This is a genomic window from Saccharomonospora saliphila YIM 90502 (assembly GCF_000383795.1).
GTDB lineage: Bacteria > Actinomycetota > Actinomycetes > Mycobacteriales > Pseudonocardiaceae > Saccharomonospora > Saccharomonospora saliphila.
Genome location: NZ_KB912600.1, coordinates 46,075 through 56,735, shown reverse-complemented (window position 1 = coordinate 56,735; position 10,661 = coordinate 46,075). Strand labels below are relative to the sequence as shown.

Sequence of the window (10,661 nt, the reverse complement as noted above, 5' to 3'; positions counted from 1 at the left end):
GCCGGTGCGCGCGTCGCCGTCGGGACTCGCGCCACCGTCAGAGTTCGCGCCGCCGTCGAGGCTCGTGTCGCCGTCAGGGTTCGCGCCGCCGCCTGCCTCGGTGTCGGCCGCCGTGGCGGGACGGCCATCGGTGTGGCTCGCGCGCCGGAGGGTGCCCTTGGCGTCATGAGTGGTCACCAGGTCGGTGAGCACACGCCGCAGGGCGTCGGCGTGCCCCTCACCGGCGGCGACATGGGCGATGTAGCCCTCCGGATCGACGACGACGAGGGTGGGCCAGGCCTTGACCGCGTACTGCTGCCACAGCGCCATCTCCGGGTCGCTCACGACGGGATGGTCCACGCCGTAGCGGGCGACGGCGGCGGCCACGGACTCCGCCTCGCCCTCGCGGGCGAACTTCGGGGAGTGGACGCCGATCGTGACGAGCACGTCGGCGAAGTCCCGTTCCAGGGGACGCAGTTCGTCGAGCACGTGCAGGCAGTTCACACAGCCGGAGGTCCAGAAGTCGAGCAGGACGATCCGCCCGCGCAGGGCGGCCAGCGTCAGCGGTCGGCCACCGGTGTTGAACCAGGTGTCACCGGTCAACTCGGGCGCGCGCACGTGGGGTCGCGTATTCGCAGCACTCACACCCGTAGTGAACACGACCGCCTCCGCCGCGCTTCCCACGACACGCGAGACCTACACCTCCCGTGCCCGCATCCGGGCGCGACCGCGCCGGGCACCACACGGCCCGGGGGGACGCGGCGGCGCTCACTCACCGGTGCGGGTGGGACCACCGGCCGGTTCGGTCAGCGTGACCATGGGAGTCGTGGCGGTCTGGGGCGCCGAGGCCGGCGCACGCCACATCGTCGGCGCGGACGAGCGCGGTTCCCTGTCCGCGCAGGCCGCCGCCGAGCCGATGAGCAGCACCGCGACGGCGAGCGAGGATGCGAGTCGCATGAGTGGCCTGACCCTGGGATCGGGGGCGGGAACACCGGAGTCATCGTCACGCGCCGTCAGCCCGTTACCACGCCGGGCGATACCGTGCCCGGCACCCGGTCAGGCCGTGGTGCGCCGCAGGGTGCGCGTGACACCGGCGGCGACCGTGGTCGCCAGCACCCAGCCCATCGCGGTGAACCCGGCCGAAACCCACTTGTCCGCGCCGTCCATGTGCCAGCGCCCCTTGTTGCCGAAGTCGGCGATCGGCACCAGCAGGTCGACGGTGTAGAAGACGGGGTTCCATTCAAGCCCGGTGTCGTCGGCGTTGACCACGCACCGGGGCCCTGACGCCGTGAACCGCTCGGTGTCGGTCACGCAGTCGTCGGTGCCCAGCCCGAACCACAGGCTTCCGGCGAGCAGCAGCATGAACAACCAAGCGAGAGCGCGCACCGGCCTGTAGCCATAGCCGACCATCCACCGCTGCAACCAGCTCCACACCCGGACACCGAACCCGAACACCCTGTAGCCGCGCGCCAGCGACTCGTACCGATACTGCTGCTTGGCCAGCAGCACCGTGTCGGCGTGCTCCTCGTTTCCGCTCGCGCGCAGCATCGTGGCCAGCTGGTCGTACGGGCCGGGACGGTAGCCGTCCAACGCGTCGTGCACGCGGCGCAGCCGTCGCAGCACGGCCGCGTCGTCCCGCAGGCCGATCGGCTCGTCCAGCGCGTCGTAACGGAAACCGTCCAGTTCGAGATGGCCGTCCGCCTGCCACAACGCGGCGTTGTCGGTGAGGGTGCCGCAGTGGGCGTTGCGCAACGACACGCGCCCGTGCGGGGGGATACCCGGGGTCAGCGCGAACTCGTCCGCGCTGGCGTCGCTCGCGTCGAGCGCCAGCTTGTCGGTATCGCCCGCGAGCAGCTCGGCGCCGTCGATGCTGACGCTACGGCTGACGACCGCGCCGTCCAGGGTGACCCCGCCGCGGGCGCGGAACGTACGCCCGCGATCGGCGTCGAGTACCAGGCTGCGAGCCACCCGCACCGAGCGCAGGTCGACGGCCCAGCTCCGGGGCGCCTCGCGCTCGGGTTCCGACGCGTCGAGGCCGCTGAGATCGATGCTGCCGCCGACGGTCATGCCCTGGAGCCGCAGGGTGCCGCGTGCGGTGCACTGCACCAGCATCACATTGCCGGACACCTCGCTGCGGCGGGCGGAGACGACGTCGCGCCGGGCATGGTCGAACGTCCCGGACCGCACGAACAGGTTTCCGCGCACGCGGACGTCGGCGAACCGGAACTGCCCCGAGGTGCGCAGGCCGTTGCCGTCGAGGTCGCCGTGGATCTCGCTGCCGTCGAGGTGGATCGCGCGGTCGTTGTAGGGCGGGTTCATGTCCCTGCGCACGGTGACCGACGTGCTCGCCAGCCGCATCGACCCACCGACGTAGGCGTTGACCATGCGCAACGTGCCGGTGATCGTCGAGTGGTCGCTCACCTCGACGTTGCCCTCGACCCGCATCCGGTCGGCGATCAGCGCGGGGTGCGGGTCGACGTACCAGTCACCGGTTTTCCAGGCGTCGACCACGACCTCACCGTCGAGGTCGACCTTCAGCCGCGCGCCGCGGAACACGAGATCGCCCGCCACGCGCAGGCTGGGCACGAAGACCATGCCGTTCGCGCTGAACGCCCGCCGCTCGGCCGGGGTGCCGTAGGTGTCCACCTCGCAGAGGAGGCTGCCGCCCACGTGCAGCCCGTTCCCGTTCAGGGCGAACCCGTCCGGGTTGCTCAGCGCTGCGCCGGAGAAGTTGACGTTGCCGCCCGTGCGCAGGCCGGGAAGGCGCACCTCGCCGTCCGCGCGGAGCCGGTAGGCCAGCAGTGCCCCGGTGATGACCAACCGGTCTCCCTGCAACGCCTTCCCGCGCGGGTGCGTGACCCGCGTGCGGGTGAGCACGACCGAGCCCTCGATGACCGCGTCGGTGAGGTTCACCGCCGCGTCGGGCACCCCGCGTTCCAGTCCCGTCGCGCTGCGGACCGTGGTCTCGGTGTCGTCGGTGTCCCGGTCCACCTCGACGACGCAGCGGATCAGCCGGACATCGTTGCGGCTGCGGAAGTTGCGCGCCTTCAGGCCCGGCAGCCAGCAGCGCCGGAACGACAGGCCGAGCAGCGTGGCCTCGCGGACGTCGGGGGAGTACTCGAACCGGCAGCGCTCGAACCGGAACAGCACGCCCAGCTCGGCCGCGCGCAGGTCAAGCCGCCCGGTGATGTAGCGGTCCTTGACCTCCACGATGGGCGCGCTGGTGGTCTGCCTGCGCCAGCGCAGCAGGCCGCTCGGCCCGGACTCGGCCTCGGCGCGCAGCTCCGCTGCGGGCAGCTCGTACCGGGAGTCCGGTTGCGGGTCGAACGGGTCGAACGCCCCTGTGCCCGTCCCCTGCTCGGACTCGTGCCCGTCGTCGAGGTTCCCGGACTCCCGCGCGGGACGTCGTCGCATACCCGGCATCGCCTCGCCACCTCCGTGCGCCCGTCTCACCCGTGCGCGGCGGGCCGCCGGTACCGGCGGCGACCGCGAGGGTCGACGGGCGGTACCGGCGTGTCCGCTACACCGCAGGGTCGGACGGTGACGCGCGGCCACCGGTTCCCTCGGCGGGTGCGCTACTCGTCGGCGTGCACGGGGTTGAGCACCCGAGAGAGGAACGTGCGCGTGCGCTCGTGGCTCGGAGCACCGATCACCCGCGCGGGCGGGCCCTGCTCCACCACGGCTCCGTCGTCCATGAACAGCACCGTGTCGGCCACCTCACGGGCGAACTGCATCTCGTGGGTCACCACGAGCATGGTCATGCCCTCCTCGGCCAACTGGCGCATCACCGAGAGCACGTCACCGACCAGTTCGGGGTCGAGCGCCGAGGTGGGCTCGTCGAACAGCATCACGGCCGGGTCCATCGACAAGGCCCTGGCGATGGCCACCCGTTGCTGCTGCCCGCCCGAGAGCTGGTCGGGCATGGCCGCGGCCTTCTCCGAAAGGCCGACCTTGGCGAGGTTGTCACGGGCGATGCGCTCGGCCTCGGCCTTGTCCCGCCGCAGGACCTTGCGCTGTGCGACGGTCAGGTTGTCCAGCACGGACATGTGCCCGAACAGGTTGAAACCCTGGAACACCATCCCGATCGACCGGCGCGCCTTGTCGATCTCGACGTCCGGGTCGGTCAGCTCGTAGCCGTTCACCACGACGGTGCCGGAGTTCGGTTCCTCCAACAGGTTCACGCAGCGCAGCAGGGTCGACTTGCCGGAGCCGGACGGGCCGATGACGCACACCACCTCGCCCCGCCGGACGCGCATGTCGATGCCCTTGAGCACCTGAACCCGGCCGAACGACTTGTGCAGACCGGACACGCTGACGATGGCATCGCCGGTAGGCACGCCATACGTGGGCGTCTCTCCCATCAGGCCGTCACCTCCAGGCCCTTCTCCGCCTTGCGCCCGCTGCGGCGCTCCAGCGAGCGCGACAGGTAGCCCAGCGGCACCGTGATGATCAGATAACACAGCCCGGCCAGCAGGATCGGGGTCAGCGACCCGGTGGCGTTCAGCCCTTCCCGGCCGAACTTCGCCAGCTCGTACTCATCGCGCATCAACCCGAGCAGGTAGATCAGCGAGGAGTCCTTCGTCAGCAGGATCAGCTCGTTGGTCAGCGGCGGCAGCACGATGCGGAACGCCTGGGGAATGACCACCGTGAACGTCGCCCGTGACTGTGACATGCCCAGTGACCGGGCCGCCTCGACCTGGCCGGGCGGTACGGCCTGGATGCCCGCCCTGAGCGTCTCGGCGATGTAGGCGGACCCCACGAGGCCGAGCGCGATCGCGGCGGTGGAGTACACGTCGAACCGGATCTCGAAGGCGAGCGGCACTCCGAAACCCAGCGCGATGAACACCAGCAGTGCCGGGACACCGCGGAAGAACTCGATGTAGACGGTCGCGAGCCAGCGGTAGGGACCGACCGACGACAGTTTCATCAGCGCCAGCACGAACCCGGCCGCGAGACCGAGCCCGAAGCCGAGCGCGGTATAGATCACCGTGTTGACCAGCGCGGTGGTGACGATCTCGGGTAGCTGTGCCCGAGCGGCCTCCACGTTGAAGAAGCTGTCGACGACCGTGCCCCAGTCCGCGAGCAGGACGAGCAGGAGTGCCACGAGCACGAGCAGCGCGTACTGGACACCGCGGAACATCCGCGCACGCTTGCGCGGCGACATCGTCATGGAAATCTCCTGGGGCGAGGCTCACGCGTCCGCCCGGCCGCGGGGGTGTGCGGCCGGGCGGACGCGTGAGCCGGGCGGCTACTTGCTCTCGGGCTTGGTCCCGAACCACTTCTCGTAGATCTCGTCGTAGCGGCCGTCGTTCTTGGCCGCCGCGAGCACCTCATTGATCTTCGAGAGCAGCGCGCCGTTGCCCGTGCGCACGGCGATGCCGTACTCCTCGCCGGTCTCGAACTCCGTGGTGATCTCGACGTCGTCGTTGGCGTTGGCGTAGTCGTAGAAGACCGAGTTGTCGTTGATGCCGGCCGCGACCTGGTTCGTCTTCACCGCGGTCTGGAGCAGGCCGAGGTCCTCGTACTGCTTGAGGGTGTAGCCGTGCTCGTCCTTGTGCTCCTCGGCGTACTCCTCACCCGTCGTGCCGAGCTGCACGCCCAGCACCTTGCCGTCGAGGTCGGAAAGCCCGGTGATGCCGGAGTCCTTCTTGACCAGCAGCGCCTGGTTCGCGTCGAAATAGCCGTCCGAGAAGTCCATCACCTTCTCGCGGGTCTCGGTGATGGTCATGGCGGCGGCGGCCACGTCACACTGACCGCTCTCGAACGCGGCGCCGGACTCGATCCCCTCGAACGAGGTGTCGAAGATTTCCTGCTCCACGCCCAGATCCTCGGCCACGAGATCGACAAGGTCGACGTCGAAACCGACCGTCTCGCCGTTCTCGGTGTACTGGAACGGCTCGTACGGCAGGTGGGTGCAGGTCGTCAGCTTGCCCTCGTTGATCAACGAGATCTCGTCCCCGGCCTGGGTGTCACCGCCGGTATTGATCTCCTCCGCGCAGCTCGCCGTGGTGACGGCGAGAGCGAACGCGGGCAGCAGGATGAGCGCTCTCCTGAGTCGACGCGCCACAGTGCTCACTCCTAGTAACTAAAGCTGGGTAGTCAACGTATCCTGCCACCTGGATGTGCTAGAACGCAGCACCCGGTACGTTACGGACCCGTTTCGACGGTCCTGGCGTCCGCGGCACGCCGCACGAACGGTCACCCGGGGCCGCTACCGGCGGACCTTCCGGGCTGGCACCGACCGGTCACCGGACGCCGACACCGCCGCGGACGCCGCCCAGCGCACGACGGCCCCCAGCGGGCCGCCGCCCGACGGTGTCACCCGGCCGCGTGTGCGTCGAGCACCCGTGCGATCGCCTCGGTGACGCGCCGTGCCTGGTCGAGGTGCAGCCACTCGTCCGGAACGTGCGCGTTGGAGTCCGGGCCGAGGGCACCGGTGACCAGGAACTGCGCCTCCGGGTACTTCTCGCCGAGCAATCCCATGAACGGGATCGACCCGCCGAGGCCGACCGCGCGCCACGGATTGCCGAACACCTCGTCGCTGACGCGCTCCAGCGCGCCCTCCAGCCACCCGGCCAGCTCCGGCGCGTTCCAGCCGTCGGCGTGCTCGGTGCCGGTGATCTCGACCGTCGCACCGTGCTGGACGTCCGTGGTCAGCGTCTTCTCGATCGCGGCCAGTGCCGCGGCCGAGTCGGCGGTCGGGGGCAGGCGGAAGCTCAGTGCGAGGGTGGTGGCCGCGCGCAGGACGTTGCCCGCCTCGGCGGGCTCGGGCATCCCGGAGGCACCGATCACCGACAGTGTCGGCCGCCAACTGTTGTTGAGCAGCAGCTCCACCTCGTCCTCGGCGACCGGGCGCGTGGAGCCGTGCAAGGGGAACGCGCCCGCGACGGCCCCGGGCGCGGCCTCGGCGCTGGCCCGTGCCTCCGCGACGCGGTTCGCCGGGATCTCGACCTGGCACTCCGCGAGCCGGACGGTGCCGGTCGCGCTGTCCTCGATGCGGTCGAGCAACCCGCGCAGCACGCGGAAGGAACTCGGAACCACCCCGCTGGCCAGCCCGGAGTGCTGCGCGGAGTCCAGCACCCGCGCGGTGACCCGAACCTGGGCCAGCCCGCGCAGGCTCGTGGTCAGCCACAGCCGGTCGTAGTCGTTGCCGCCCGAGTCGAGGCAGACCACCAGCGAGACCGCGCCCAGCCGTTCGGCGAGGTGGTCGAGGTAGGCGGGCAGGTCCGGGCTGCCCGATTCCTCTCCCGTCTCCAGCAGCACGACCGTGCGCGCGTGCTCGCCCCCGGCCTCGCGCACGGCCTCCAGCGCGGCGGTGGCCGCGTAACCGGCGTAGCCGTCGTCGGCCGAGCCACGGCCGTAGAGCCGCCCGTCGCGCACCACCGGTGTCCACGGCCCGAGCCCGTCCGACCAGCCACCGACGGGCGGCTGTTTGTCCAGGTGCCCGTACATCAGAACGGTGCCGCGGTCTCCGGCACCGGCGCTCGCGGGCACGTCGAGCAGCAGCACGGGACTGCGTCCGGGCAGGCGCACGACGTCGACCTCCGCGCCGGGGATCTCCCGGGCTCGAAGCCACGCGCGCACATGATCGACGGCGGCGTCCAGGTGCCCGGATTCGGCCCACGCGGGATCGAAGGCGGGCGAGAGCGCGGGGATCGCCACGAGCTCGGACAGGCTGGGCAGGACGTCGTCCGCCCAGATCCGCCGGACGGCGTTTCTCACGGTTGCGGTTTCCACGGCCCCATCGTGCCACCCCTGCCGTAACGTGACGCACATCACTCTTTTGACCGGTCAATACACGGGGCCGGTCACGGATCGTCCCCGCGCGGGCGGCTCCGGTCACCGACGGAGGTCAGCCGTTGATCGCCGGACCGACTTTCGGCGGTTGCATGGTCGACCATCCAAGCGTTTTCGCTGATCAGGGCCACCGCCGGGGCAACGAATCGACATACGGATCTCTCCATGAGGCCGGTGTTCGTGCCAGGATGACGGCGTGAACCGTCACCGCCGACGGACACCGAGCGCTGGAGACCCGATGCGCCCCGGTGGCCGGCGGCGCGTCGCGGTGGTCGCCACAAGCGGCCGCGCGGCACGACACCAAGGAGATGCGCATGTCGTCCCCAGAACAGTGGACGCGCCCGGGACCTGACGCCGGACCCGCCGCGACCGCGGCACAACCGTCCCCCGAACAGGTGATTGCCGGATTGCGAGCGACAACCGAGGGCGGGCCCGAACTCACCCAGCTGCTCACCCCCGAGGGCGAGCGTCTGCCCTCTTCCCGTTTCGACCCGTACGTCGCCGACGTCGACGCCGAGGCGTTGCGGGGCCTGTACCGGGACATGGTGCTGGTCCGGCGCGCCGACCGCGAGTCCAACGCCATGCAGCGGCAGGGCCAGCTCGGCATCTGGGTGCCACTGCTCGGCCAGGAGGCCGCCCAGATCGGCTCCGGCCGGGCGCTGCGGCCCCGGGACATGGCCTTCCCCAGCTACCGCGAGCACGGCGTGGCCTACGCGCGCGGAGTGGACTTCCGGGAACTGCTCGGCGTGTTCCGGTGCGTCGACCACAGTGCCTGGGACTTCGACCGGCACCGGTTCCACCCGTACACGATCGTGATCGGCAACCAGGTCCTCAACGCCGCGGGCTACGCGATGGGGCAGAAGTTCGAGGGCAAGGTCGGTGACGACGACGACGCCGAAGCCACGATCTGCTACTTCGGCGACGGCGCGACCAGCCAGGGCGACGTGCACGAGGGATTCGTCTGGGCCTCGGTGTACGACGCGCCGCTGGTGTTCTTCTGCCAGAACAACCAGTGGGCCATCTCCGAGCCCACCGAGCGGCAGTCCCGGCTGCCGCTGTACCAGCGTGCGCGCGGCTACGGTTTCCCCGGCATCCGTGTCGACGGCAACGACGTGCTCGGCTGTCTCGCCGTGACCCGCTGGGCACTCGACGAGTGCCGCCGGGGCAACGGGCCCGTGCTGATCGAGGCGTTCACCTACCGGATGGACGCGCACACCACGACCGACGACCCGACCCGCTACCGGCTCACCGACGAGCTGGAGGTGTGGAAACACAAGGACCCGATCGAGCGAGTACGGGTGCACCTCGCGCGCACCGGCGCCGCCGACCAGGAGTTCTTCGACGAGGTCGACGCGGAGGCCGACCGGTTCGCCGCCGAGCTGCGCGACTTCTGCTTCTCGATGCCCGACCCGCCACCCGAGCGGATCTTCTCCGCCGTCTACGACGAGCCGTCCCCCGCGCTGGAGGCACAGCGCGAGGAGTACCTGGCCTACCTCGGCGGGTTCGCGGACGGAGGTGAGCGGTGATGGCGGCCCCGGTGCAGTCCGTCCCTTCCACGGAGCAGGCCGTGCAGAAGCTGACGATCGGCAAGGCACTCAACTTCGGCCTGCGCGCGGCGATGGAGGCCGATGACAAGGTCCTGGTGATGGGCGAGGACGTCGGCAAGCTCGGCGGTGTCTTCCGCATCACCGACGGTCTGCAGAAGGACTTCGGCGAACACCGCGTGCTGGACACGCCGCTGGCCGAGTCCGGCATCGTCGGCACCGCCATCGGCCTGGCCGTGCGCGGTTTCCGGCCGGTGTGTGAGATCCAGTTCGAGGGTTTCATCTTCCCCGGCTTCGACCAGATCGTCAGCCAGCTCGCCAAGCTGCATTACCGCACGCAGGGCGGGGTGAAGGTGCCCGTGGTGATCCGTGTGCCGTACGGCGGCGGGATCGGTGCCGTCGAGCACCACTCCGAGTCGCCGGAGTCGCTGTTCGCACACGTCGCGGGGCTCAAGGTCGTGTCGTGTTCGAACCCGGTCGATGCCTACTGGATGATCCAGCAGGCCATCCGCTGCGACGACCCCGTGCTGTTCTTCGAGCCGAAGAAGCTGTACCACTCGGGTGCGCTCAAGCAGCCGGTGGACACCACGGCCACCCCCGAACCGCTGTTCGCCTCGCGCACCCTGCGCACGGGCACGGCCGCCACGCTCGTGGCGTACGGGCCGTCCGTCCCGGTGTGCCTCGACGCGGCGACGGCGGCGGCCGAGGAGGGCACGTCGCTGGAGGTCATCGACCTGCGTAGCGTCTCGCCGCTCGACCTCGCGCCGGTGTTCGAGTCGGTGCGCCGGACCGGGCGGCTGATCGCGGTGAGTGAGGCGCCGTCGGAGTCGTCGGTCACCGCGGAGATCGCCGCGCGGGTGCAGCAGGAGTGCTTCTACTCGCTGGAGGCACCCGTACTGCGGGTCACCGGATTCGACACCCCGTACCCACCCGCGAAGCTGGAGGAGCACTTCCTGCCGGACCTCGACCGGGTGCTGCATGCCGTCGACCGCGCGCTGGACTGGTGAGGGGGAACCATGCCCGAGTACAAGCAGTTTCCCCTCGCCGACACCGCTGAGGGGCTGACCGAGGCCGAAATCCTGAACTGGCGCGTCTCGCCCGGCGACGAGGTGTCGGTCAACCAGATCGTGGTGGAGGTCGAAACCGCCAAGGCGGCCGTCGAGCTGCCCATCCCGTGGGCCGGAGTCGTCACCGAGCTGCTGGTGGAGCCTGGGCAGACGGTGGAGGTCGGAGCGCCGATCCTCACCGTGGACGTGGACCCGGGCGGCACGGCGACGAGCCCGGCGCCGGCGACCAACGGCGCCGCGTCGAACGGGTCGGCCGCCGAGACGCAGGCGCCCG

General features: G+C 70.5%; 10 protein-coding genes. 3 read left to right on the top strand and 7 right to left on the bottom strand.

What is annotated here, in order from left to right:
• The 7 genes from SACSA_RS25530 to SACSA_RS0100855 form a co-directional block, all read right to left on the bottom strand.
• The coding region (locus SACSA_RS25530) for a thioredoxin-like domain-containing protein (RefSeq protein WP_232212795.1) at positions 1 to 624 on the bottom strand (624 nt) is incomplete at its 3' end.
• Positions 625 to 747: 123 nt separating this feature from the next.
• A complete protein-coding gene (locus SACSA_RS0100880; protein ID WP_019812750.1) occupies positions 748 to 936 on the bottom strand; it encodes a hypothetical protein in 189 nt (62 codons plus the stop codon).
• Between the two features lie 99 nt (positions 937 to 1,035).
• Positions 1,036 to 3,402, bottom strand: a complete 2,367-nt coding sequence (locus SACSA_RS0100875) for a hypothetical protein (protein WP_028661406.1) — start codon at positions 3,400 to 3,402, stop codon at positions 1,036 to 1,038.
• A gap of 152 nt (positions 3,403 to 3,554) precedes the next feature.
• Positions 3,555 to 4,340, bottom strand: coding sequence for an amino acid ABC transporter ATP-binding protein (locus SACSA_RS0100870; protein WP_019812746.1), 786 nt, complete (start codon positions 4,338 to 4,340; stop codon positions 3,555 to 3,557).
• The gene (locus SACSA_RS0100865) at positions 4,340 to 5,149 is read right to left on the bottom strand and encodes an amino acid ABC transporter permease (protein ID WP_019812744.1); all 810 of its coding nucleotides are present in this window, start codon (positions 5,147 to 5,149) and stop codon (positions 4,340 to 4,342) included. Before SACSA_RS0100865 ends, SACSA_RS0100870 begins: the two co-directional genes overlap by 1 nt.
• Positions 5,150 to 5,227: 78 nt before the next feature.
• Positions 5,228 to 6,046: a transporter substrate-binding domain-containing protein gene (locus SACSA_RS0100860; RefSeq protein ID WP_019812742.1), complete on the bottom strand. Its 819-nt coding sequence runs from the start codon at positions 6,044 to 6,046 to the stop codon at positions 5,228 to 5,230.
• Positions 6,047 to 6,297: 251 nt separating this feature from the next.
• Positions 6,298 to 7,755: a M20/M25/M40 family metallo-hydrolase gene (locus SACSA_RS0100855; protein ID WP_048876287.1), complete on the bottom strand. Its 1,458-nt coding sequence runs from the start codon at positions 7,753 to 7,755 to the stop codon at positions 6,298 to 6,300.
• A gap of 335 nt (positions 7,756 to 8,090) precedes the next feature.
• On the opposite strand from SACSA_RS0100855, the gene pdhA reads away from it, so the two are divergent.
• From pdhA to SACSA_RS20905, 3 genes are all read left to right on the top strand, one after another.
• Entirely contained in the window at positions 8,091 to 9,302 is a 1,212-nt protein-coding gene (pdhA, locus tag SACSA_RS0100850) for a pyruvate dehydrogenase (acetyl-transferring) E1 component subunit alpha (protein WP_028661404.1), read from the top strand.
• A complete protein-coding gene (locus tag SACSA_RS0100845) occupies positions 9,302 to 10,327 on the top strand; it encodes an alpha-ketoacid dehydrogenase subunit beta (protein ID WP_019812736.1) in 1,026 nt (341 codons plus the stop codon). Before pdhA ends, SACSA_RS0100845 begins: the two co-directional genes overlap by 1 nt.
• A gap of 9 nt (positions 10,328 to 10,336) precedes the next feature.
• The coding region (locus tag SACSA_RS20905; protein ID WP_048876286.1) for a biotin/lipoyl-containing protein at positions 10,337 to 10,661 on the top strand (325 nt) is incomplete at its 3' end.

What these genes read in the sequence shown, in the direction of transcription:
- SACSA_RS0100880 (WP_019812750.1), bottom strand. Translation starts at nt 936, where the DNA reads ATGCGACTCGCATCCTCGCTCGCCGTCGCGGTGCTGCTCATCGGCTCG.
- SACSA_RS0100875 (WP_028661406.1), bottom strand. Translation starts at nt 3,402, where the DNA reads ATGCCGGGTATGCGACGACGTCCCGCGCGGGAGTCCGGGAACCTCGAC.
- SACSA_RS0100870 (WP_019812746.1), bottom strand. Translation starts at nt 4,340, where the DNA reads ATGGGAGAGACGCCCACGTATGGCGTGCCTACCGGCGATGCCATCGTC.
- SACSA_RS0100865 (WP_019812744.1), bottom strand. Translation starts at nt 5,149, where the DNA reads ATGACGATGTCGCCGCGCAAGCGTGCGCGGATGTTCCGCGGTGTCCAG.
- SACSA_RS0100855 (WP_048876287.1), bottom strand. Translation starts at nt 7,755, where the DNA reads ATGTGCGTCACGTTACGGCAGGGGTGGCACGATGGGGCCGTGGAAACC.
- pdhA (WP_028661404.1), top strand. Translation starts at nt 8,091, where the DNA reads ATGTCGTCCCCAGAACAGTGGACGCGCCCGGGACCTGACGCCGGACCC.
- SACSA_RS0100845 (WP_019812736.1), top strand. Translation starts at nt 9,302, where the DNA reads ATGGCGGCCCCGGTGCAGTCCGTCCCTTCCACGGAGCAGGCCGTGCAG.